At 48.4% G+C, this 22,188-nt stretch carries 23 protein-coding genes; 17 read left to right on the top strand and 6 right to left on the bottom strand.

The window, feature by feature from the left end; translation table 11 throughout:
* Window positions 1-143: 143 nt before the first annotated feature.
* From OH663_RS01645 to OH663_RS01620, 6 genes are all read left to right on the top strand, one after another.
* Window positions 144-341: a helix-turn-helix transcriptional regulator gene (locus OH663_RS01645; RefSeq protein ID WP_003838291.1), complete on the top strand. Its 198-nt coding sequence runs from the start codon at window positions 144-146 to the stop codon at window positions 339-341.
* A 154-nt stretch (window positions 342-495) separates the two neighbouring features.
* Entirely contained in the window at window positions 496-1,215 is a 720-nt protein-coding gene (locus tag OH663_RS01640; RefSeq protein WP_200009949.1) for a Rha family transcriptional regulator, read from the top strand.
* Window positions 1,208-1,774 carry a host cell division inhibitor Icd-like protein gene (locus OH663_RS01635; RefSeq protein WP_233633498.1) on the top strand — a complete coding sequence of 189 codons (567 nt, stop codon included), beginning with the start codon at window positions 1,208-1,210 and terminating at the stop codon, window positions 1,772-1,774. The genes OH663_RS01640 and OH663_RS01635 overlap by 8 nt, the downstream gene beginning before the upstream one ends.
* Window positions 1,764-1,973: a hypothetical protein gene (locus OH663_RS01630; RefSeq protein ID WP_003838297.1), complete on the top strand. Its 210-nt coding sequence runs from the start codon at window positions 1,764-1,766 to the stop codon at window positions 1,971-1,973. Before OH663_RS01635 ends, OH663_RS01630 begins: the two co-directional genes overlap by 11 nt.
* A 2-nt stretch (window positions 1,974-1,975) precedes the next feature.
* Window positions 1,976-4,732: a TOPRIM and DUF927 domain-containing protein gene (locus OH663_RS01625; protein WP_200010104.1), complete on the top strand. Its 2,757-nt coding sequence runs from the start codon at window positions 1,976-1,978 to the stop codon at window positions 4,730-4,732.
* 179 nt (window positions 4,733-4,911) lie between these two features.
* Window positions 4,912-5,355 carry a single-stranded DNA-binding protein gene (locus OH663_RS01620; protein WP_200009947.1) on the top strand — a complete coding sequence of 148 codons (444 nt, stop codon included), beginning with the start codon at window positions 4,912-4,914 and terminating at the stop codon, window positions 5,353-5,355.
* Between the two features lie 49 nt (window positions 5,356-5,404).
* On the opposite strand, the gene OH663_RS01615 is transcribed toward OH663_RS01620, so the two are convergent.
* Entirely contained in the window at window positions 5,405-6,277 is an 873-nt protein-coding gene (locus OH663_RS01615; protein ID WP_263525678.1) for a hypothetical protein, read from the bottom strand.
* The gene (locus OH663_RS01610) at window positions 6,274-7,035 is read right to left on the bottom strand and encodes a HipA family kinase (RefSeq protein WP_320338367.1); all 762 of its coding nucleotides are present in this window, start codon (window positions 7,033-7,035) and stop codon (window positions 6,274-6,276) included. Before OH663_RS01610 ends, OH663_RS01615 begins: the two co-directional genes overlap by 4 nt.
* Window positions 7,036-7,500: 465 nt before the next feature.
* Between OH663_RS01610 and OH663_RS01605 the strand changes: the two genes are divergently transcribed.
* The 6 genes from OH663_RS01605 (at window position 7,501) to OH663_RS01580 (ending at window position 15,204) form a co-directional block, all read left to right on the top strand.
* Window positions 7,501-7,668 carry a hypothetical protein gene (locus tag OH663_RS01605; protein WP_040224012.1) on the top strand — a complete coding sequence of 56 codons (168 nt, stop codon included), beginning with the start codon at window positions 7,501-7,503 and terminating at the stop codon, window positions 7,666-7,668.
* 88 nt (window positions 7,669-7,756) lie between these two features.
* The gene (locus OH663_RS01600) at window positions 7,757-7,957 is read left to right on the top strand and encodes a hypothetical protein (RefSeq protein ID WP_200009944.1); all 201 of its coding nucleotides are present in this window, start codon (window positions 7,757-7,759) and stop codon (window positions 7,955-7,957) included.
* 12 nt (window positions 7,958-7,969) lie between these two features.
* Window positions 7,970-10,591 carry a transglycosylase SLT domain-containing protein gene (locus OH663_RS01595; RefSeq protein ID WP_200009943.1) on the top strand — a complete coding sequence of 874 codons (2,622 nt, stop codon included), beginning with the start codon at window positions 7,970-7,972 and terminating at the stop codon, window positions 10,589-10,591.
* A gap of 1 nt (window position 10,592) precedes the next feature.
* Complete coding sequence (locus OH663_RS01590; RefSeq protein ID WP_200009942.1) at window positions 10,593-12,299, top strand: coiled-coil domain-containing protein; 1,707 nt, start codon at window positions 10,593-10,595, stop codon at window positions 12,297-12,299.
* Window positions 12,299-14,845, top strand: a complete 2,547-nt coding sequence (locus tag OH663_RS01585; protein ID WP_057063226.1) for a hypothetical protein — start codon at window positions 12,299-12,301, stop codon at window positions 14,843-14,845. The genes OH663_RS01590 and OH663_RS01585 overlap by 1 nt, the downstream gene beginning before the upstream one ends.
* A 2-nt stretch (window positions 14,846-14,847) precedes the next feature.
* Window positions 14,848-15,204 carry a Rap1a/Tai family immunity protein gene (locus OH663_RS01580; protein ID WP_057063225.1) on the top strand — a complete coding sequence of 119 codons (357 nt, stop codon included), beginning with the start codon at window positions 14,848-14,850 and terminating at the stop codon, window positions 15,202-15,204.
* A 73-nt stretch (window positions 15,205-15,277) separates the two neighbouring features.
* On the opposite strand, the gene OH663_RS01575 is transcribed toward OH663_RS01580, so the two are convergent.
* The 4 genes from OH663_RS01575 to OH663_RS01560 form a co-directional block, all read right to left on the bottom strand.
* Window positions 15,278-15,793 carry a type II toxin-antitoxin system YafO family toxin gene (locus tag OH663_RS01575; protein WP_200009941.1) on the bottom strand — a complete coding sequence of 172 codons (516 nt, stop codon included), beginning with the start codon at window positions 15,791-15,793 and terminating at the stop codon, window positions 15,278-15,280.
* Window positions 15,780-16,121 (bottom strand): hypothetical protein, encoded by a 342-nt coding sequence (locus OH663_RS01570; RefSeq protein ID WP_176350092.1) that lies wholly within the window; start codon window positions 16,119-16,121, stop codon window positions 15,780-15,782. The genes OH663_RS01575 and OH663_RS01570 overlap by 14 nt, the downstream gene beginning before the upstream one ends.
* 230 nt (window positions 16,122-16,351) lie before the next feature.
* A complete protein-coding gene (locus OH663_RS01565) occupies window positions 16,352-16,600 on the bottom strand; it encodes a helix-turn-helix transcriptional regulator (protein ID WP_057063222.1) in 249 nt (82 codons plus the stop codon).
* Between the two features lie 138 nt (window positions 16,601-16,738).
* Window positions 16,739-17,092, bottom strand: a complete 354-nt coding sequence (locus tag OH663_RS01560) for a hypothetical protein (RefSeq protein WP_057063221.1) — start codon at window positions 17,090-17,092, stop codon at window positions 16,739-16,741.
* A gap of 11 nt (window positions 17,093-17,103) precedes the next feature.
* Here OH663_RS01560 and OH663_RS01555 point away from each other — a divergent pair, with 11 nt between their 5' ends.
* The 5 genes from OH663_RS01555 to OH663_RS01540 all read left to right on the top strand — a co-directional run bounded on the left by OH663_RS01555 (window position 17,104) and on the right by OH663_RS01540 (window position 21,922).
* Complete coding sequence (locus OH663_RS01555) at window positions 17,104-17,265, top strand: hypothetical protein (RefSeq protein WP_164846954.1); 162 nt, start codon at window positions 17,104-17,106, stop codon at window positions 17,263-17,265.
* A gap of 909 nt (window positions 17,266-18,174) precedes the next feature.
* A complete protein-coding gene (gene tnaC, locus OH663_RS26035; RefSeq protein WP_197086135.1) occupies window positions 18,175-18,252 on the top strand; it encodes a tryptophanase leader peptide in 78 nt (25 codons plus the stop codon).
* A 272-nt stretch (window positions 18,253-18,524) separates the two neighbouring features.
* Entirely contained in the window at window positions 18,525-19,940 is a 1,416-nt protein-coding gene (gene tnaA, locus OH663_RS01550; RefSeq protein ID WP_263525677.1) for a tryptophanase, read from the top strand.
* A 110-nt stretch (window positions 19,941-20,050) separates the two neighbouring features.
* Complete coding sequence (tnaB, locus tag OH663_RS01545; protein WP_200009938.1) at window positions 20,051-21,301, top strand: low affinity tryptophan permease TnaB; 1,251 nt, start codon at window positions 20,051-20,053, stop codon at window positions 21,299-21,301.
* Between the two features lie 96 nt (window positions 21,302-21,397).
* Window positions 21,398-21,922, top strand: a complete 525-nt coding sequence (locus tag OH663_RS01540) for a transporter (protein ID WP_263525676.1) — start codon at window positions 21,398-21,400, stop codon at window positions 21,920-21,922.
* Window positions 21,923-22,188: the final 266 nt, after the last annotated feature.

Below are 22,188 nucleotides of genomic sequence, written 5' to 3'. Positions count from 1 at the left end.
TTATCTTTGACATGACATAGTTGCCAAAAAAAGCCTCTTACTTGTCATGTCAAACTAAGCTTTTTTAGCAGGTTTTTTGGTATTTCAAAAAAAATATATATACCTCATTCTACCTCTGTCCATAGTCGTATATTGAGGTGCATATGTCTTTAAAGTTTATCCGTCTTTCCGAAGTACAACGGCGCACAGGCTATAGCAAAGCATGGCTTTACCGTCTCATGAGTCAAAAAAAGTTTCCAGCCTCCGTGAAAATCGGCTCCCGATCTATCGCATTCATCGAGAGTGAAATTGATGAATGGATTAATCAGCGCATCGCTGAATCGCGTGGTGAGGTGGCGTAATGGAAATGAAAAATCCCCATGCGACCAAGCGCCATAACGTAGTGAATCAGGCTGTTGTGCAGATGAATTTTGCTGCTGATTATAGTTTCAGCCTGTCAGTGTACATCTCATCCTGAAAAAGCGTCGTAATACTACCGAATAACGGAGCCTGAAAATGAAACTGAATAATATGACCTTATCCGGTCAGGGCCTCGCTCAACCTGAAGCCAGCCAGAATGACATTTTAATAAATCATAAATCTGAGCCGCGCATTGATTCCCGCATCATTTCGGATCGCGCCGGAATACAGCATCAAAGCCTGGGCGCGACGATTAAATCGCACCAGGATAGATTCCGTGAGCTGGGATCGCTGCCCCGTCAGTCCCTCCAGGAATTACCCGATTTGAAATCGGGAAAAGCCGGTCGTAAGCGTGGGCGTCCTGAGATCAGCTATCTGCTGAATGAGCCTCAACTCGACTATTTGCTGCGTATCATCCGTGGGCGTGATCCTGAGCGTGTTAACCAGTTCAAGCTGGATGTCACTAAGGCATTCACCGATCGTCGTGCCACCCAGCCTGTACGTCGGGAATATCTGCCCGGTTATCATGAAAGCCGTGATGGCTTAAAAGCACTGGGGGCGCAGCGACATCACTACATCAATCTGGCGCGTGCTGAAAACCGCGTTGCTGGCCTGTCAGATGGTAAACGTGGCTCCGCTGATGCGCAGCAGCTAGGTGTACTGATCGTTATGCAGAAAATTGAGCAGGCTGCATTTCATGAAGCCATTAATAGCGGCATGACCCCGACAGATGCGGTAAGGGAGGTAGCTAAGCGCATGGAGGCATTCGCCAGCCTTATGAGCGGAAACGCCATTCTGGGGGTAGGTCATGCGTAAAAATGCCATAAATCACATTTTGCACCCTATGCCGAAAAATGGCTTGCCGTTTGTCCCTTACCTCGTCTATGTTTATAGGACACCAGCAAAATCTGGTGTCAGGATTGGCGTCCTGGTAATGTTATCGGCGACATATGACGCGCCTAGCGTCTTTTTTTATGTTGTTAATTCAGTGCATCATTTTTTTAGCGCTGCGGGTATAATCCGTGCCGCTCCCAAAATTATGGTGGGCTGGGTGGGGGCTTCTTCAGAAGCGCCGGTTTCCGATAACGCCGGTTACGCCAACCCTACTCAGTTCACCACCAGCGAAATTGGCGTTTCCGGTGGTGGTTATAAACATCAGTTATCGGAGGCTGCCACCATGGCTACTACCCCTACCCAAAATTCGCAATTCATTTGGATTATCGCCGCTGTTCGCCGAGATTGTCTGACAATCAAGCCAGTTCTTCACCATGTTGCTGCTGAGACTGAGCGTGACGCTCGTCGCACCCTAGCACGAGAACACGTCACCTTTTTTGTTGGCCGCGTTCGTTTATCGGAGGTGGTCTATGCAAACTGACAATTCTTTCGATTCTGACAAACCCTTTCTTTTCGATGAAATGACACATGAAACTGAATGTGTTTTGGCAATTCTTCGGACCGTTAATCAGGTTAACGATCCTCATACCAAGAGCTATTTGATTGATGCTGCAGAGCTTATTGGCACGAGATTGTTGAATAAGCTTCAGCATAATGAGCGTATTGAGGATGGGGAATGATGATGCGTAACATCGACATGATCCGCCAAGTATCCGAGGCGGCCCGTGGTCGCTGGCCGGACGTACTTTCGCTGATGGGGATCGAGGTTCCTACCTCGCCCCGCGCACAGGTCGCCTGTCCGGCATGTGGTGGCAAAGATCGCTTTCGCTTCGATGACGACGGCCGTGGTGCGCACTTCTGCAATGCCTGTGGTGCTGGAGACGGATTGGAGCTGGTGAAGAAGGTTAACAGTTGTGGTGCCACTCAGGCCGCTCAGTTGGTGGCCGATGCGCTGGGGTTGGATGTACAGACCCTGCATAGACCAACCGGAAAGGAAGTATCACTGTTGGCGCAGCGCCGGGCCGAACGTGAGCAGCGGCAGGCCGTAGAACGTCAGGGTATGGCGGCGAGGTTCGCTGCTAGCCTGGACAAACTAACCGCCCAGGTGTTGCCGGGAGAGCCTGCTTACCTGACTGCGCGCGGTTTGGTTGGCTTTGTTTTCCCCGTCCTGCCTGATGGCTCCCTAATGATGTCTCTGACGGGCAACGCCGGTACCACCACTGCTGTGCAAATTATCGCACCAGACGGCGGCAAGCGCCTTATTTCAGGCTCTGCCCTTACCGGCTCCTGGCATGCCGTGAATGCGGTGTTGGATCCGCAGGTAGTGATTATTGCCGAGGGGCTGGCGACGGCTCTTACTGCCCACCAGATCCGCTCGGACGCGCTGACGATGGCTGCGATTAATGCCGGAAACCTGAAGCCAGTGGCGCTGGCGATGCGAAGCCAGTACCCGGAGGCGCAGATCATCATTGCGGCGGATAACGACTGGCATGCAGAGGGTGAGACGGATGACCGGGGCAAACTGAAGGTAAACACCGGGCGCATCAGCGCAGAGAAAGCCGCCCAGGCCGTTGACGGGTGGGTGGCGTTGCCTGAAGGCGAGTTTAAAGCCGACTGGGACGATCTGCGCCAGCGCAACGGTATTGCCGATACTCGTGCCGCGTTCAGTAAATCACTGTATCAACCACAGGTAGAGGATGTATTTGTGTTACCTGAAGTGACTGTGGCAGATAGCGCCAGCCAGAAACGCAACACACAGAAGCCCTATGTGGACAGTCGCCGCAATGGCCTTTACTGGGTTGAGCCTAAAGAAAAAGGTGGGGAGATCACCGAAGTAGAGAGCCTGCTTTGTTCCGCGCTGGAAGTGGTTGGTGTGGGCATTGATGACAACAGAACGCGATATCTGGTGCTGCGCTGGCGGGCGCTGGGTGCGAAGGAAGAAATGACGCAAGCGATCCCCCTGGCTGACATTGGCGAAAGAGAGGGATGGCGAACACTCAAAGCTGGCGGCCTGTACGTCACCACCAAAAGCGGCTTGCGTGCGACGCTGGCTGACTGGCTTCAGAGTCAGGCCCACAAAGGGGAGATCTGGCGTATTGCTCAGGCTACAGGTTGGCAGTGTGGCGCATATTTAATGCCTGACGGCGACATTATCGGCACACCAGAGATACCGGTTCTTTTTAACGGCCGCAGTTCTACCGCATCAGGCTATACCACCAGCGGCACAACTGAGGGCTGGCGTGACAGTGTGGCGCATCTGGCCGGAGGCAATTATTCCATGATGACGGGTGTTGCTGCAGCACTAGCGGCCCCGCTGATTGGCCTCGCCGGAGCCGACGGGTTCGGGATCCATTTCTATGAGCAGTCGAGCGCCGGTAAGACCACCACGGCTAACGTGGCGGCCAGTCTGTACGGTAATCCTGATGTGCTGCGTCTGACGTGGTACGGCACTGCGCTGGGGCTGGCGAACGAAGCTGCCGCACACAATGACGCGCTTATGCCTCTGGATGAAATCGGCCAGGGCGCGGACCCCGTTGAGGTATATAAATCTGCTTATGCGCTGTTCAACGGTACCGGGAAACTGCAGGGAGCTAAAGAGGGTGGGAACCGCGAGCTAAAACGCTGGCGCACTGTAGCCATTAGCACTGGAGAGGTGGATCTGGAGACATTCATTGCCGGTGCTGGGCGCAAGGCAAAGGCCGGGCAGCTAGTGCGCCTGCTTAATATCCCACTCTGTAAAGCTGTTCGCTTCCACGGCCATGAAAGCGGTAAGCACCATGCCGATGCGCTGAAGGATGCGTATCAGAACCACCACGGTGCTGCTGGCCGCGCATGGGTTCAGTGGCTGGCTGACCATCAGCAGGAAGCAGTTAAAGCGGTGCGGGAGGCGGAGGCGCGCTGGCGCGGGATTATTCCGGCCGACTATGGGGAGCAGGTACATCGTGTCGGGGCGCGTTTCGCCATTCTTGAGGCTGCACTTATGGCCGGGCGGGTGATCACCGGCTGGGATGAGCAAACATGCCGTGATGCTATCCAGTACAGCTTCAATGCCTGGATTCGGGAATTCGGTACCGGGAACAAAGAGCATCAGCAAATCATCGAACAGACCGAAGCATTCCTCAATGCTCACGGCCTCAGCCGGTTTGCGCCATTCCCGTATGACCCGGGCAGCCTGCCAATTGCCAACCTGGCAGGGTACCGCCAGAAGGGAGGGCATGAAGCTGATCCTGTGGTGTTTTACACCTTCCCCGCCGCTTTCGAAAAAGAGATAGCGCAGGGGTTCAACGCGAAGATGTTTGCTGAGGTGCTGAAAAACGCCGGGATGCTGACGCCGCCAAATACCGGTCGGGGGTACCAGCGTAAGTCTCCGCGAATTGATGGCCGACAGATCAATGTTTACGTGATCCAGTATCAACCGGAGGGGAGCCAGCCAGAGTAAGTAACTTTCTCATGTGCGTAGTTTAGGTGTTGGTTCAGTTGGTTCAGTTGGTTCAGTGTTTTTATGTGGCTGTTATTTAAGATTTCACTCTCAAAAGTTGAACCAACACTGAACCAACAAATGACCTTTTTGAACCAACACAAACCCCGTATTTCAGCATTACAGGCAGGTAAAAGACGATGACAGCACAAATTTCAGCATACGGGCGGCTGGTGGCCGACCCGCAGACCAGAACAACGGGAAAAGGTACGAACATGGCTATGGCCCGCCTGGCGGTAGCTCTGCCCTGTAATGCGGCAGATAACGGAGAAGCTACTTTCTGGTTGGGCGTGATTGCTTTTGGTAAACAGGCCGATGCGTTGGCCAAACACCGTAAAGGCGACCTTGTCAGCGTGGCGGGCAATATGCAACTCAATCAGTGGACTGGTCAGGATGGCGGTACACAGCAAGGCTATCAGGTTATTGCGGACAGTGTACTCAGTGCCAGAACGGTACGCCCAGGCGGTAAAGCAGGTCAACAAGGACAGGCCACTGATGCCCTACGTCGGGCTCATGAGCAACAACCGCCCGCGAGCGGGTATGAAGGATACGACCAGACACCGCCATATGACGATGATTTTTGATTGGGATGTGTGGTTTTGTTTTTGCTGATAAAAGTCGGTATTTAATGATTCAAGCTGCTATTTTAATAATCCTTTGAGCGGCTTCGAATGCATTGTTTACAGGAATGAAATTAATATCTTCCTTTAAAGCTAACTCAGTCAGTTCATCAACATAGCCACGCATGCTGGCAACGGTTTTAGGTGGGATCGTTGGATCGTCAAATGAAGGAATACCAACGATAACATCAAGTGTATTTGGCTTTAAAACCATACTGGAACGAGAAAGTGATTCTAAATCATATACTTTTGCTTTAATGGAATTAATCGATGCTGATAAACGACTAGGTACCATTAACCCAAAATTAGATGCATAAATATCATTATAGAATCCAAAGCGCGTGTGCAACTGCGCACTTGATAGCTGGACACGTGTACCAAAATAATCTGAAAGCTTCGGATTTAACTTTCTGGCTTCGTCAGATATTCTGGTTGACCATTGCTCAGACTGCTTCTGACTGGATCTGTCATCATCTTCTGAGCGGTCAGCCTCAAGAGTTAGAGTGCCTAGGCTTGCCGTCAGTCTGACAGCCTGCCTTAAAATCCCAGATAAGCTATCGTCGAGTGCGTCTGCATTTTTTGAAATTGTGAAACCAGAAATCGGTGGTGCCCAATGTTCCAGGTTAATGTTGGATTTCAGATGAGTATGGAGAGAGCTTTTTACCCAAGAAACCATTGCCTTGATTGATTCTGACTTCGTACCATAGATTGAATCGAGAACCTCATCTCTGATGGACTGTATTATTTCATGCCTACCATCAATTCCCCGAGCAACAATGATTGCATTAATCCGTTCGCCTGAACCGATGATGGGCTCAAAGGACACTGACCACCACTTGCCCGCGTAGGTTGGTTTAGCTGGAAAGAGTGATATGTCAAATGTCATTGAAACATGTCCGATTGAGAGATGCATAGCCTAGATCTTATCAGAGTCTCGATTGATAACAATCTCTCGGTTAGAAAAGCTAAAATTTGAGCAATCACCGAGCCCGGAACATACATTGTTGCCTGAGCGCTAGACATTACGTCTTCCAAATTTAAAGCTCGATACATGGGGGCTATCATCTGTGAGGTGGTTCGTAAATCACGGAATTTTTCTAATTCGGTTTTGAATGAGAAAAGAGCCCTCAAAATATTGTTGTCAATGGCCGGTTGGTTAGCTGGTAGCCCTTCTGGAAGTGCGAGTCCATGGTCAATGAATAAAAAATCATCGCCCCCATCATAAAGGATGTTACCAACATTTCTGTCATGATTGGCAATCCATTCATCGAATACACCAACATCCAGAGATGCTTTAAAATTTTGTAGTTTTTCGTATGCTTGGCTGCAATCTGCATACCTACGAAAGCTAGGATAGGCTGCATCTTCAGAACCAAACATCAGTGCATGCTGCCCCGGTGGGATAACATCCAATGTAGTGTCATCTGCAAGAACAAGGAAGGGCTTAGGGATTGGGATTCCAAGTTCTCTACCAAGAATGGCGCAGAATGCTTCCACGCAAATCTCCCGGGGATCAATTATCTTTGCAAACACTACGACCGTATTTGTTGCTGTTATGACATGGGCTTTCCATGTTTGGTTTATGTTACTATCGCTAAACAGCGTAGCTCCGGGTAAGAGAGTTGCTATCTCTATATTGTCCATATCCAAGCCAAGATTTATTACAATACCCCCGAGAATATACAGAATTCTCTTCTAGACATATCCTGACAAATGATCAGTACCAACAATCAGCTAGAAAGTGCCGCATGAATGCATAAGTATTTAGCCCGTAAACAACCACAGCTAACCACCTTGGGCGGCACTGTATGTGAAGTGTCGGATGCTCGTCGTGATCTTGATTACCATTTTCTCTTGGTACCCGTTACTGCCTGGCAGTTTGAATGTGACATGTAAAATCTTACCGCCCCATGAAAATGCCTATATCTTATTTATAGGCAGAACACACCGTTTCTGCCTATAAGCTTTACCCCCCCTTCACTTTGTTCACTAATCAATCAATTCTCTTTCTGGTAACGATCGAATTTATTCTTTCATTAATTGCAATATAAACAATGATCATTTCATTAAATGAAATTAAAGTAACTGTATAAATATCAGGGGGTGAGCATGTCAAAACAGTCCGTCAAACCTGTCTTGCTCAGCGAGGCACAGATTCAGGCAATCCGAAAAATTCAGGAAAAGCAGCGCCAGCAATCAGGCATCGGCGTTGCGCCAACTATTCATGAAATCGCAAGGGGTCTGGTGGACAAAGCCTTGCAACAGCATTTGGGGTAAAGGCTCTGACTTGTTGATACAAAGCAAAATAACCAACTGCTTATTATTCATGCAGATGTTAAGTATTTTGGGGTTAATAAAGGTAACTATGAAAACGAATATCACTGACGAAGAGTTGCTGCAGGAAGTTCAAACACTGGCTGATAAATTACCACCTGAAGAACGACTGCCCATTTTAGAGTTACTTCAGCGTTACAGCACCGTCTACAGTGTTGCTCAATCATTTATTCCGGATTATCCATGCGGTGTTTTGGATACGTTATGTTTTATCCAAAAAAGCAAACCATAAGGAGGTCTTGTTATGCCAATAGTGCCAACGGTACAAGGCCGTCAGGTTGAAAGCCGCGGAGTTCAGACCGGAGGTTTTCAGACGTTCAATCAACCAAATATCACCGATGCCCTTGTTAACGTCGGTAACCAGGCGATTGGTGTGTTTGGACAGGCAAAGCAGCAAGCGGACCTTGCACTGACTCAAGATGCGACTCAAAGGCTTTATGCTGTTGGAAGCGGATTGATGGATGATCCTAAGGAAGGTCTGATGACTCTCCAGGGAAAAAATGCTATTGGTCAGGCTCCTGGGTATATCCAGAAATTTGATAACGAGATGCAAACTATTGCTGGCACGCTGCCTGAGTCCGCACGAAATGTTTTTTTAAAGCATGCTCAACAACAGCGAATACAATTTGCTACCCAGGCTGAACGGCACGAGTTAGGTCAGCGTAGACAATATGAAACTGGGCAGCAAAATGGATACCTGTCATTACAGGCCCAGCAAGCCATATCCAATCCTGCTCTATTCAACCAAGCGTCTCTCAATGCCAGAGCCTCAATTATGGCTTATGGACAAGCTCATGGACAAAGCCCCGAAGAGATCGAGGCAAACTGGGTGCAGTGGCGCGAGCAGGCTGCGAATCGCGCAAGTGAGGCATGGTACAACCCAATGTATCAACAGATGATGGGTCCTGAAGGGAAAATTGAGGTCACCGACACTCCACAAGAAGCGCAGCTCTTTTCGTCAATTATCTGGCAGGAGAGTGGCGGCAATCAGTTTGGTAAAGATGGTGCACCGCTGGTATCACCGAAAGGTGCTGTTGGGGCAGCGCAGGTGATGGAAAGTACCGGTCCGGAGGCTGCTAGCCTCGCTGGTCTTCCTTGGGATCGCGACAAATGGCTGAACGACCCGCGATATAACGTGCAGCTTGGCAAGGCATATTTCGGCGCGCAGCTGAAAAAATACGACAACAATCCGGTGCTGGCGGTAGCAGCATACAACGCCGGGCCTGGCGCAGTCGATGAATGGATTAAACAATTTGGCGACCCGAGAGATGGCACTGTGTCGAATGCGCAGTTCGCTGCGGCGATCCCATATGAGGAAACGCGCAACTATGTTGCTAAAGTTACAGGTAGCGCAGGATCCATACCGGGCAATGCCACTATTGAGAATCTCGTAAACCAGCCCTTCTGGAACGCGATGAGCCCGCAGAAAAAATCAGTGATGCTGAGTAAGCAGGCTGGCCTCTATGATATGCAGGCCGCCGCAGGGAGGGTGTCACTTCAGAGCCGTATGCAGGATGACATGGCGAAGTTGGAAGCCGGTCAGCCGGTCAATCCTATCTCAGAGCGTGAATGGCTGGCGGTTATGCCACTTCAGGCCAGCCCATCAGAGCGTATCCAACTACAGCAGTCATTCGAGCAGTACCAGCAGGCGATGACGCTGCAACCGGTATATCAATCCATTGTTCAGGGTTCTGCGCAGCAGGGTATCGCAGCGGTGCAGTCTATGGTGCCGCAGGAAGATGACCCTGACTTTAAATTTAAGCAGAGCCTGTACGCAACTGCGCAGGCCAAACTGAATCAGGTAATTAAAGCGCGCGAGTCCGACCCGGGGACGTGGCTACAAGCCAACTCGCCGGTGGTGAAAAACTCCTTTGAGCAATATCAGAACAACCAGGCATCAGGTGAATATCTGGTTTCCCGTCTGCAAGCAGAGAAAGACCGCCTTGGTATCAATAGTAAGAAGGTACTTCCTGACACCATGGTTAACAACCTCATTTCTCAGATCGATAACAATAAAGAATCAAGCGTGACCGCCATTCAGTCGGTGGCGCAGTCGTTCGGAAAATACTCCGATCAGGTTATGCAGCAGGTGCAGAAAAGCGCATATCCAGCGCTTCAAGTCATCATGGCGACCAATAATCCTCGGGCCGCCAACGCGCTCTGGCAAAACCGCAGTGTTAAAACTTCTGACCTGCGCGGCAGCTTTGAGAAGACAGATGCCGACAGCGCTGATTCATCTTGGAATGACCAGGCAAAAGATTTTGCCGGGACGATGGTTGTACAGCCTGGCGGGTCTGCCGTGTGGAACAACTTCAACGAGCAGGGTAAACGCCTGACCTACACCTATATGCAGCGCGGCATATCGCCTAGCGATGCAGCAAAACAGGCATATCAGGACGTTCTCGGTGAGCAGTATCAGACCAATGGCACTTGGCGTATGCCTAACAACGCCGGGCATGATATTCGTGACGTTAATGACGGCGCTAACGTGTACCTGAAGAATCTGTCAGCAGATCAGATCATGCCGCTAATCGGTGACGCCCGTCTGCCGGATGAGGTTAACCGAGAGCAAAGTATTTCCCGCATTCGTGATAACGCACAGTGGGTAACCAACAGCGACGAAACAGGACTTACGCTGATGATGAATGGTCTGTTGATCAACAATGCGCAGGGGCAGCCGATTACAGTTTCGTTTGCTGACCTCGCGAAACTTGGCGCTGGCAACCGTACAACTTGGAACAGCCTGACCAAATTCGTGCAGACGCCGGTTAAGTACACTCCGGGCCAGTCGAAGAATTACACGGTAGAAAGTCAGCGTGAAAATCTGATCAACATTATCCAGAACGGCCAGCAGACGGGACGATAATATGCCGATTTATACAGATGACCCAGGGCAGGGAATAAACCAGCCGCTGTCGAATGCCCCATCAGGGCTTGGTGAATCGCTGCTTTCCTCCCTGAAAGAGGGGTTCAAAGAGGGTCCTGTTGTGTCAGGTTATCGGTTTTCTCAAGCCGACCAACTGGCAAATGACCCAAATTCGACCATCGTCAGTAAATCTGACGCGGAAACACGCCTTAAAGAGTACGGCGTTAAAAGTATCAATGTGCCTGACAGCGGTGTTACACAAACATTCCTCGACCATGTGATCAGCGAGCGCAGAGAAACTCTAGCGAAGCAGCAGATCGCCATGTCTGCCCCGTCTGGATGGGTTGCCACTCCGCTTAACTTTGCCGCAAACCTTGCAGGATCAATGGCTGATCCCGGTAACGTGGCTTTGGCTCTGGTCCCGTTCGGTGGAGAAGCAAAGGCGGCAACTATGCTCGGGCGCTTCGGTGAGCGTCTTTCCACTGGTGCTCGGCTTGGCGCTGCTCAGGCCATTGCCACCGTACCTCTGACGGCACAGGCAGCAGCGGCAGAAGGAGATGACTTCACATATGGCAATGCGCTGGAGAGCACCTTCTTTAACACCATCGCTGGCGGGTTGATGCACGCTGGCGGCGGGCTGATATCGGATGTGGTACGCTCCCGCAGGGCTGGTACTGTTGAAAATCCTGCTGCCTCGCAAGACGTTCAGCCTGTCGCTGATGCGCAGCCAACACCGGTGTTTACGCCTGAAAATATACCGGCAGGCGTAAATATTCCTGAGTCCGGCACCAACACCGATCTGTCAGCGGCAATCGCGCGGGATGCGGAAGCGTATGCCTACAGCCGCGCCTATGATGATGTTGTGCCGGAATATATGGCAAGGCAGCAGGAGCTACAGACAGGGAGCATTGACAATGTTGCCGATCTGCGCACTGAGCTGGCGGCCAACATCCGGCAAAGTGAAGCGCTTGACGCTACCATGGAGCAGCGCACGACAGAGTACCAGGCGCAACGTATGAACTTCAAAGCGGCGCGAGCCAGGGCTCAGCGAGATATTGAGGTTGAGAAAGACGCCATCACCGCGCGTAACCAGGAAATTACGCAACAGATTGAACGTAATGCTGCAGCAGAGCAGGCAAAAGGCAGAGAGGCGCAACTGTCCCGCAAAGAGATACCTGACGACTTGGCTCCGTTAATAGCCCAGCGTGCGCAACAGATTCGCGAAAGCATGCAGATGTCGCCTGTGGCTGGTGCAGTGCGCACTGCGTCGGCAGCGGTGCGTGAGGCTGACTGGAGCGTTAACCAGCAGGCGTACCGAGGCGCACTAGCGCACATGATGGAAGGGCGCTCGCCTGATATTGAGCCATTCTATGATCTGCACAAACCAGCTCTACGCGAGCGTGCCATCCAGCGCATACAAAATCCGGTGCGGCAGGCTGATGAAGGTTCCCGCGCCGTCAGTGAAAGCGCGGATCGTGTGTGGCAGGATACGCAGAAGGCTGACCATGAAATGACAGCGGCTACCGCCGATCTGGAAAATGAATTTAATATCAGTGATGCGCTGCTGAACGACATTGCCACAGACAATCCTGATCTGGCTGCGTCAATGCGTGAGAACATTGCTGCGATCCGTGCGGAGGCCAGCGACGACTCTATCGGCAAAGCGTATCGCGCTTTCGCCGCCTGTATGATTAACCGGGGACTGTAATGGCTAACGAATTTCTGACGCAATGTGAAATTACCGTCAATACGGCAGCAGGGCGCAAGCTTTCTGATGACGAAATGGAATCTTTGGTGCGTGACATGAACGACACCACAAACCGGATACTGGCTGGTAATGAAGCACTGACGCTGGAGGAAGCAGCGATGCGCGCCGCGCAGGAGCTTGGTAATCGCGAGCAATTGGCTAAAGTCATTGAGGCACGGAATAAGGCCATTAATACCCGTATTGCAGCTCAGCGCCTTGGCGAGCTTCGCCGGACTTGGAAAGACCGTCCGGACATCGGTCTGGAGGCTATTCTTGTCGGCCGTAATGACGCGCGCACTGGTTCCCGCCGCTCGGTATCCTCTGAGGTGGCCCAACTGCGCGGTAAGTATCACGCTGGTATCAACTATGATTTCGACCAGGCAGGACTGGTTAAATTTATTGCCAGTGGCAGCAATGACCGCGAGATCGCCGACGCCATGTGGCGCATTGGCCGCGGACAGAAAACGGACGGTATGACGCCGCAATCAGTCAGTGCCGCTAAGATCATCATGAAGTGGCAGGAAACTGCGCGCGTGGATGAAAACCGTGCTGGTGCCTGGATTGGTAAGATGCCTGGCTACATCGTCCGGCAGTCGCATGACATACTGAAAATACGCGCCGCTGGTTATGAGGCCTGGCGCAATTCTATTCTTCCACGTCTGGATGATGTCACCTTTGACGGGATAACAGACCGAGAAAGTTTTTTGAGCGACGTTTATGACGGGCTGGCATCAGGTGTGCACCTGACATCTGAGAAGCCTGATTGGATGAATGGCTTTAAGGGATCGGCGAATGCGGCCAAACGAGCCAGCCAGGAGCGGGTGTTGCACTTCAAAGACGGTGTTAACTGGCACGAATACAACGAGCAATTCGGAACTGGCAGCCTGCGTGAGGCAGTATTCGGCGGACTGAACAGCGCGGCGCGCACTACTGGAATGATGCGTGTACTCGGAACTAACCCGCAAAATATGTTCAATTATCTGGCTAGCACCATTGAAAAAGATATCAAAAAGTCAGGAAATCCCGCTGCATTGGCTGACTTCAATACCAAAATAAAACGTATTAACCGTACTGTAATGCCACAGGTTGATGGTTCGCTAAACATACCTGGTAGTGTTGGATGGGCAAATGCTTCCGCTAACGTGCGCGGCTGGCTACGCATGAGTCAACTCGGTGGCGCGGTTATTTCGTCTTTTAACGATGTTCCTATCTCGGCGACAGAAATGCGGTATCAGGGACAGAACTTCATGCAGGCGCTGACCGGAGCGATGAAGGGGCGCTTTTCCCGCTACACCAGTGATGAGCAGAAGGAGATCCTTTCATCTATCGGCGTTTACTCCGACACGATGACGCAGGAAATCATCCGCCGTATGTCCGGCGACGACAGCATGAGCGGCAAGATGGGCCGTGCGCAGCAGCTATTCTTCAAATACAACCTCATGAACTTCTGGACAGAATCCGGGCGTAACAGCAACGCCATGATGATAACAAACTGGCTGGCGAAGAACGCCGATCAGCAGTTTTCTGCACTGCCGGAGGACCTGCGCCGCGTTCTGGACCTGCACGGCATAGGTGACGCTGAATGGAATATCTACCGCAGCATGGACATGGCAGACAGTGAAGGCCGCAAATTCATGACGACCAGCGGAATTCGTGGCGTTCCGGATGAGGTGATAGCCTCATATGTTGAAGGAAAAGGCATGAAGGTCACCGAGCGATCTATTGCCGATGCGAGAGACACGCTGGAAAGCCAACTTCGTGGGTATATTCTTGACCGACTAAACATCGCTATGTCAGAGCCTGGAGACCGTACGCAGGCGTTTATGAAGATGGGCACTGTACCAGGAACAGTAGCTGGTGAGGCAATACGTTTCGCTGGTCAGTACAAATCGTTCACTGCGAGTTTCATGCAGAACGTGCTTGGACGTGAGGTATTCGGGCGCGGTTATACTCCCGCTGGACTAGGTGAATCAAAAACAGGATCGCTGACGAATGCGTTGCTACGTAACGGGAATGGCGCTTTCCTTGGCGCTGCAAACCTGTTTGTATGGTCCACGTTGTTCGGATACGTCTCAATGCAGGCCAAGTTGATGCTGAAGGGACAGACCCCGCGACCGGCAGATGCTAAAACATTCCTTGCGGCAGCGGCGCAAGGTGGTGGACTCGGGATTCTTGGTGATTTCATGTTTGGTGAAGTTAACCGGATGGGGGCTGGGCCGGTTACGTCGCTAATGGGGCCGGCAGCATCGAACGCTGACAGCATTATCACGCTGCTCCAGCAGACCACAAGAGGCGATGCAGATTTGGGTGACTGGTATCGCACCTCTCTGGACAATACACCATTCCTGAACGTATTCTGGCTGCGCACAGCAATGAACGGTCTGATATTAAACCGTATACAGGATGCGCTTGACCCAGGCTCTTTGGAGCGATATCAGCATCGGGTTGAGCGTGAGCAAGGTAACGACTTCCTGATCCCTCCGTCACAGTTTATGTTAGGGAAATAATAGTGAATGTTAAATATATTGCTTGTTTTCTTTTCGGCTCGTTTTTAATTCCAGCAGAAGCGAAATTCTACGATGGCCAGCAGTTATACCAATATGCCCAGGAATATAAAAAAGCCGAACTGACCTCCAGCAGAACGCCAGACAATCAACTTCAGGCTGGTGTTTTCATAGGGTATGCCGCATCAATGATCGATGCTTATGGTACTGAGGGGGCCCGAGTCTTTTGCCAGCCAAACGGGAAAATTCAAACTTATGCTGATGTAATTTATAAATACCTAAATGCTAATCCTGATAAAAGACTTAACTCAGCTGAAAGTTTGGTGATTGCCGCCATGCAGGATTCGTTTCGGTGCAAGTAGCCATCAAATGCGCTGGGCAGCAATTAGTGTGACATGTCACAAACGCTGACTCATACCACAACAAAAAAGCCCGCTATGCGGGCTTCTTGACGAGGTAATCCATGTGCCATGGATTCTGTTCTCTGCTCATAGGTTTTGCAGAAATAGACTCATAAAACTTATCTGCCAGTTCAACGACAAACTGAACTGATGATTCGAACTCTGCTTCTTTATGAGCTGGTGGGAACCAGAAATCTAAGACCCCGACATTTCTATTTTCACATACCGCATAGATGAGATAAGCATCTGATGTAGGAATCTGGTTTTCATAACCGCCAGGGCCATAACGACCAGTTGACCACTTATCCCAGCATTCTTCAGTTCCGCTAAATCCATGGGAATTGGTATATAATCCAATATTCACATGAACTTTTCTTAAATGGATAGGGTAGACGCAAGGGGGTTTATGAAACAGATTATCTTTACCGAAATCGGCATGATGCCCATATCTCCAGTGATAAATAAACGAGTCCTTGAAACCTTTTAATACTGCATCGGTTTTAAATTTAGACTCAGAATATACACCGCCAGAATATTCACTCTGGACCATCGAAGCTAGCACTCATCAAGCGTTCTTCACGCGAGTCTGACAGATCACGAGAAATCTTACATGCTTCGGTATATGTCATTTTTTTTACGCGCGGAGCAAAACTAACCTCAGCAGAAGTCAGCTTTCTTATGCTATCAACGGTAACTGTATGACGAACAACAACGCTTGTATTACGTACAAGTTGATATCCAAGTTTTTTAGCCAAGGTATCGAGATGGGTCATACGTTTAGCCTTGCGCAATCCAGCCCTAGTCAGCAGCCGGCGCTGGCGAATAGAAGGCTTTTGGCCTTGTTCTTCATCCGCGATCAGAGCAACTATTTTTGACATGGACATCTCCGCGTATCAACTCAACAAAAGGTTGAATTACCTTTGGGGTAATATTACTCAAAAATGAGCAACCCTGCAATCTGTCTAGAATTATTTTAAAGAGGCGCGTCCCTGCGCTAGCAGCCTGAGAACTTTACCGCGTGCATTACGGATTTTGCTCAGTCATTGCGTGATGCCGGGGATACTGCTTAGCCATGCTGCGAAGAGGTATCCCAGGCGCCAGAGTGCAGCTATGGGACGGTGATTACTGGCCGGTAAACCCGGAGCTTAACAGGCGGAGTGTTTCCTGCAAAATTTGACGAGCTGATTGCTTGGCGTTCGTCGAGCCAGCACTCAACCTCATCCGCATTCCATGCGCAGCGCTTATCTGTTATGTACCAGCGTCTTGGAAATTGTCCTTTGTGTTCCAGTCTGTCGATCGTACTCATAGACAGTGGAACCATGTTCATTAACTCTTTTTTTCCGATTGCTCGTTTCATAATCCCTCCAGGTGGTTATTACATAGGGTCACTTTTCATCCATAAGTGACCCTATGTAGAAGCAACATAGGGTCACTTTTTAAAAAAGTGGCACTATGGAACAGAACGCATAGGGTCACTTTTACTGAAAAAGTGGCACTAGATATATGTATAACTACCGGGCAAAAACGCCTTACTGAAAAATGTGTTTTTGTTAATGGGTGAGCAGCCAGTCAGCAGCGAAAATGTGGCATCCAAATGCGAGGTCTCCACTCTTGGCTTCACCAGAACAGCAGGTACGAGGATGGATACCAGAAGTTGGTCACCGGTCCGGTTGCCGGAATAAGCGGTTGCTAAACGTGAGGTTGCCAGACGGGTTGTCAGCGAAAGCGGCATTTCAGAGCGGCAACTTAACGCATAGCCGCCGGAGTTAACGCATAGGCTTAACGCATAACGGCACCAGCCAGTGAAGTATCTCCTGGCGGGCAGAACAATGCTGATCACCACCAGCATTGAGAGATGCCATGACGCCACGCGAAATCGAGTTACTGAACATTGCTAAGCTTGAACATGACGGCCACCAGCTCGAACCGCTGGAGCTGCGGGAGTTGAAGCGCCAGTTGGCAGAGGGGACGGCCTTATTCAGGCGATATCGCGAAATGATGACCGGCCCTGTTTACCGATGAAACAAGCCGTCGCCGCGGAGTGCTATGTAACAGGCTCTAGCCCGCAACAGACAAGCCTTGTGCTGGTGGATTCCGCCCTAACTTCCCCCCTGAATAGCAGTTTTTAAGCGGCGTGTTGGTTCACGGCCTCTTTATGTTGGTTCAAAAATGGGGTGTGTTGGTTCACTTTTTGGGAATAATGCTTTTAAAAACAATTGTCTTTACAAATTGAACCAACTGAACCGACTGAACTAACGCTTTTTAAGTACATATGGAAGATTTCCGATGATATGTACCGGGCATTCATCTGATCCAAGTTCGGGTCTCCAGATGAGACATTCAGCAACAAAGAACTTTCTATGTATGGGAAGGGGTTATCGGCAACCGAATCAGAGTCAAGCGAAGGGTGAATGCGTATAGGAATGTGTATAGAACTAATTTTCCAAACTCGTAGACTGCCTATATATCTGGGGTTATCGAGGTTTGTTATAAGCCCTTCGCCGCTCCAAATTCATTTCTCCTGAAATCTACCGAACTCAATTTACCCTTGATAAATAAGCAGTTATTGCATTCTGTTCGTCAGTTGAGCTCTATTTTTCTTCCTGCTAACTGGTCGGTGACTGTGGCTTTCACCCGTTGCTTAACTCAGCAATAACAGTACAAGTGTTGCAATAGCATTCGTTGGGTGAAATGCTCGTTAACGCAAAACTAAAACCTGGACAATTTTCGGGTCGAATGTACAAATTCCTGTATGTTGACCAGGTCTTACTGAGGTAATGTCAATCAGCTGTAAACCTGTATCTGTTAATTAATTCCTTATTGTGTATAATAAATTTATAGTGACTTTTATCACATTAAGTTTATCTGCTAATAGACAAATTTTCTCCACACTATAATGATGTCAGCATGTTTAATAAGGGTTGACATATAATGATTAGCTTAATTAATACATACACGACCTCCAAATGGTTCAACATTGATACCATCATTGTCAATCATCGCCCATAAGTTCCCTTCCTCTTTATAAATGCAATGAAGGACAGAAGCAGATTAAAAAATCTGTCTGTTTTGCATGCCCTGAATAATCCATAAATTATTGTCTGCACAATCACGTTTCTCTGTTTGTATGCCTGAAAAAGGCCTGCGATAAGGGAATGCTTGGTGTGCTAATAATATCTCCATGGACTAATTTTGCGGGTTTTAAATAAATTATATCGGTAATTCATGTTTAATGAGTTGCTGCAGGCTGACATGTCTTTTATCTAATATAGGACTATTCCATGAATAACTTCAAACATTTGCCAGAGCCATTCCGTATTCGTGTTATTGAACCCGTAAAACGTACAACACGGGATCATCGTGAAAATGCCATTTTCAAATCAGGGATGAACCCGTTCCTGCTTGACAGTGAAGATGTATTTATCGATTTGCTGACAGATAGTGGTACAGGCGCAGTTACCCAAAATATGCAAGCCGCAATGCTACGGGGAGACGAGGCATACAGCGGAAGTCGAAGTTACTATGCACTTGCTGAGGCAGTGAAGAATATTTTTGGATATCATTATACTATTCCAACGCACCAGGGAAGGGGGGCCGAGCAGATTTATATTCCTGTATTAATTCGTAAACGTGAGCAGGAAAAAGGACTCGACAGAAGCAAAATGGTTGTTTTTTCAAACTATTTCTTCGATACCACCCAAGGGCATAGTCAAATAAATGGCTGTACTGTTCGTAATGTTTATATCAAAGAAGCATTTGATACTTCAGTTCGTTGTGATTTTAAAGGAGACTTTGACCTTGATAAACTGGAGAAAGGAATCCAGGAAGTAGGTCCAAATAATGTCCCCTATATTGTTGCCACTATTACATGCAACTCCGCAGGCGGTCAGCCGGTATCTTTGGCAAATTTGAAAACAACGTACCAGTTAGCGAAAAAGTACGACATTCCGGTAGTAATGGACTCGGCGCGATTCGCTGAAAACGCATATTTTATCCAACAAAGAGAAGCCGCTTATAAAGACTGGAGCATTGAAGACATAACCCGCGAAACATATAAATATGCTGATATGTTAGCTATGTCGGCGAAGAAAGATGCAATGGTGCCAATGGGCGGATTGTTATGCATTAAAGATGACAGTTATTTTGATGTCTACACCGAATGCAGAACACTTTGCGTGGTCCAGGAGGGTTTTCCAACCTATGGTGGTCTGGAAGGCGGGGCAATGGAGCGTCTGGCCGTTGGTCTTTATGATGGTATGAATCAGGACTGGCTGGCATATCGCATCGCACAGATCCAGTACCTGGTTGATGGCCTTGAAGCCATTGGTGTCATCTGTCAGCAGGCAGGCGGACATGCCGCTTTCGTGGATGCAGGAAAGTTGTTACCTCATATCCCTGCCGAACAGTTTCCTGCACAGGCCCTGGCGTGTGAGCTTTACAAAGTTGCTGGGATTCGGGCTGTTGAAATTGGATCGTTCTTATTGGGAAGAGATCCTAAAACAGGGATTCAATTACCTTGTCCGGCAGAATTGCTCCGTTTAACCATTCCACGCGCTACATATACGCAATCACATATGGACTTTATTATTGAGGCGTTTGGTCATGTGAAAGAAAATGCCAATAATATTAAAGGATTAACATTCACCTATGAACCTAAAGTTCTGCGTCACTTTACTGCCCGACTGAAAGAAATCTGATAATTAGCAACCGAATATGAATGGCCATATTTAATGGCCATTCATGTTCTATCTCGCTCTATAAAAATGACATGACAATGAAGATATATAACTCAAGATAAGAGGCTCGCATGGAAGAAAATTCCAGTTCAAAGCATTCATCCTTTTGGGGAGTTATGGTTATTGCCGGAACCGTAATTGGTGGAGGGATGTTTGCTTTACCCGTTGATCTTGCAGGTGCCTGGTTTTTTTGGGGCGCGTTTATATTAATAATCTCCTGGTTTTCAATGTTACACTCAGGATTGTTACTACTGGAAGCAAACTTAAACTATCCAGTGGGTTCCAGTTTTAATACTATTACTAAAGATCTAATTGGTAACAAATGGAATATCATTAGTGGCGCTACGGTTGCCTTTGTTTTATACATATTAACGTATGCATATATTTCAGCAAACGGAGCTATTATTAGTGAAACGATATCTATGCATTCAGGAGAACATGTTAACCCCAGAATTATAGGTGTTTGTACCGCTCTGTTCGTGGCCGGGGTGTTATGGTTTAGTTCGCTAGCTGCGAGTCGGATTACTTCGCTTTTTCTCGGTATAAAAATCATTGCCTTCATTATTGTTTTTGGTTCACTTTTCTTTCAGGTCGATTACTCAATTTTAAGTGGTATCAGTGGCGTAAATGAAACTAGTCATTCCTACTTCCTCTATATATTTATGGCGGTTCCAGTATGTCTGGCATCCTTTGGTTTTCATGGTAATATCCCCAGTCTTATCATTTGTTATGGGAAGAGAAAAGATAAATTAATAAAAAGTGTTGTATTGGGGTCTTTTCTGGCGCTGGTTATCTATTTGTTTTGGCTGTATTGCACAATGGGGAATATTCCGCGCGAGAGTTTCAAAGGTATCATTGCTTCCGGTGGAAATGTTGATGCTCTGGTAGGATCATTTCTTGGGACAAATCAGAGTGGCATGATTGAGTTCTGTTTACTCGTTTTCTCTAATTTAGCAGTGGCGAGTTCTTTCTTTGGTGTGACGCTGGGATTATTCGATTTTCTTGCTGATTTATTCAAATTTGACAACTCACATACTGGTCGTTTTAAAACAATCCTTCTTACCTTCCTGCCACCAACACTGCTTTATCTGCTATTTCCTAACGGTTTTATCTATGGGATAGGTGGCGCAGGGTTATGTGCAACGATATGGGCTGTTATTATTCCTGCGGTACTCGCATTGAAGTCACGTAAAAAATTTCCCAATCAGATGTTTACAGTATGGGGTGGGCGCATTATTCCAGCCGTAGTGATTATCTTTGGCATTGTCGTTATCTTTTGCTGGTTTGGTAACGTACTGAATATTTTACCAAAACTGGTGTAATTTGAGTTCGTGACGGACAGGTTTTTATGAAACCTGTCCTGATTTTACTATTACACACAATCATTGCTTCAAATTTCCTACAGATAAATAGAATCAATGGGGTTAGGGGATATCACGCTGGGTACTGCATTGGGCTTTCATCCCACCCGGGATCTTCACTATGTTTTGAGCTTTGATATGTATGTGCCAACAGGCGACTATAACCAGTTTGATCTTTCCAGCCTGGGGCGAAATTACTGGGTGGTACAACCGGTATGGGCGATCAGCTATATCCCTCAAAAAGGCGTCAATGCTGATATCAAAATGATGTACGACTTTAATTTCCGCAATGGTAAGATCCGTACGCGTTCAGGTCAGGCGTTTCATGCCGATTATGCCCTGGAATGGGCTTTTGGCAATGGTTGGGTGATTGGTCTTGGTGGCTATAACTTCATTCAAACAACGGATGATGACGGGCCTAATGCAGCGCAGGCAAAGGTGCGGGCATTTTCAGTTGGTCCTTCTGTCCGTGACGCCAACGATAAGAACTGGTTACCTATATTGAAATGGCAGAAGGAAACGAATGTTCGCAATCGGCCAGTCGGCTCCCAGCTATATCTAAAAGCGACTATTCCGTTCTGAAAACCATATTCTCAAAAATAGTACGTGGTGTCTGAGTCGTTCTTCGGTTCGTTGAAAAAGAGCCTGCATGCTAGCAAGCCCAGAGCCATACTAATTTTGGAATAATAGTATTCACTGTTTTGTATCTTTTAATTGTTTATCTTTTTTGTGGTTTTGGTAATCTTTGTGAACTGTTCTTGGATTCGGCCTTTTTCTAAATAAAGATAGCAATATGAAAACTATTGTAGTCTATCAAATAGTTTAATTAATCTGATGTGTTGGAGTTA

Source organism: Citrobacter sp. Marseille-Q5395 (genome assembly GCF_947057495.1).
Taxonomy (GTDB): domain Bacteria; phylum Pseudomonadota; class Gammaproteobacteria; order Enterobacterales; family Enterobacteriaceae; genus Citrobacter; species Citrobacter murliniae.
Note: the sequence above shows the minus strand (reverse complement) of the source record. Positions and strands in the feature narration are given on the sequence as shown.

What these genes read in the sequence shown, in the direction of transcription:
- OH663_RS01645 (WP_003838291.1), top strand. Translation starts at nt 144, where the DNA reads ATGTCTTTAAAGTTTATCCGTCTTTCCGAAGTACAACGGCGCACAGGC.
- OH663_RS01640 (WP_200009949.1), top strand. Translation starts at nt 496, where the DNA reads ATGAAACTGAATAATATGACCTTATCCGGTCAGGGCCTCGCTCAACCT.
- OH663_RS01635 (WP_233633498.1), top strand. Translation starts at nt 1,208, where the DNA reads ATGCGTAAAAATGCCATAAATCACATTTTGCACCCTATGCCGAAAAAT.
- OH663_RS01630 (WP_003838297.1), top strand. Translation starts at nt 1,764, where the DNA reads ATGCAAACTGACAATTCTTTCGATTCTGACAAACCCTTTCTTTTCGAT.
- OH663_RS01625 (WP_200010104.1), top strand. Translation starts at nt 1,976, where the DNA reads ATGCGTAACATCGACATGATCCGCCAAGTATCCGAGGCGGCCCGTGGT.
- OH663_RS01620 (WP_200009947.1), top strand. Translation starts at nt 4,912, where the DNA reads ATGACAGCACAAATTTCAGCATACGGGCGGCTGGTGGCCGACCCGCAG.
- OH663_RS01615 (WP_263525678.1), bottom strand. Translation starts at nt 6,277, where the DNA reads ATGACATTTGACATATCACTCTTTCCAGCTAAACCAACCTACGCGGGC.
- OH663_RS01610 (WP_320338367.1), bottom strand. Translation starts at nt 7,035, where the DNA reads ATGGACAATATAGAGATAGCAACTCTCTTACCCGGAGCTACGCTGTTT.
- OH663_RS01605 (WP_040224012.1), top strand. Translation starts at nt 7,501, where the DNA reads ATGTCAAAACAGTCCGTCAAACCTGTCTTGCTCAGCGAGGCACAGATT.
- OH663_RS01600 (WP_200009944.1), top strand. Translation starts at nt 7,757, where the DNA reads ATGAAAACGAATATCACTGACGAAGAGTTGCTGCAGGAAGTTCAAACA.
- OH663_RS01595 (WP_200009943.1), top strand. Translation starts at nt 7,970, where the DNA reads ATGCCAATAGTGCCAACGGTACAAGGCCGTCAGGTTGAAAGCCGCGGA.
- OH663_RS01590 (WP_200009942.1), top strand. Translation starts at nt 10,593, where the DNA reads ATGCCGATTTATACAGATGACCCAGGGCAGGGAATAAACCAGCCGCTG.
- OH663_RS01585 (WP_057063226.1), top strand. Translation starts at nt 12,299, where the DNA reads ATGGCTAACGAATTTCTGACGCAATGTGAAATTACCGTCAATACGGCA.
- OH663_RS01575 (WP_200009941.1), bottom strand. Translation starts at nt 15,793, where the DNA reads ATGGTCCAGAGTGAATATTCTGGCGGTGTATATTCTGAGTCTAAATTT.
- OH663_RS01570 (WP_176350092.1), bottom strand. Translation starts at nt 16,121, where the DNA reads ATGTCAAAAATAGTTGCTCTGATCGCGGATGAAGAACAAGGCCAAAAG.
- OH663_RS01565 (WP_057063222.1), bottom strand. Translation starts at nt 16,600, where the DNA reads ATGAAACGAGCAATCGGAAAAAAAGAGTTAATGAACATGGTTCCACTG.
- OH663_RS01560 (WP_057063221.1), bottom strand. Translation starts at nt 17,092, where the DNA reads ATGCTGGTGGTGATCAGCATTGTTCTGCCCGCCAGGAGATACTTCACT.
- OH663_RS01555 (WP_164846954.1), top strand. Translation starts at nt 17,104, where the DNA reads ATGACGCCACGCGAAATCGAGTTACTGAACATTGCTAAGCTTGAACAT.
- tnaC (WP_197086135.1), top strand. Translation starts at nt 18,175, where the DNA reads ATGATTAGCTTAATTAATACATACACGACCTCCAAATGGTTCAACATT.
- tnaA (WP_263525677.1), top strand. Translation starts at nt 18,525, where the DNA reads ATGAATAACTTCAAACATTTGCCAGAGCCATTCCGTATTCGTGTTATT.
- tnaB (WP_200009938.1), top strand. Translation starts at nt 20,051, where the DNA reads ATGGAAGAAAATTCCAGTTCAAAGCATTCATCCTTTTGGGGAGTTATG.
- OH663_RS01540 (WP_263525676.1), top strand. Translation starts at nt 21,398, where the DNA reads ATGGGGTTAGGGGATATCACGCTGGGTACTGCATTGGGCTTTCATCCC.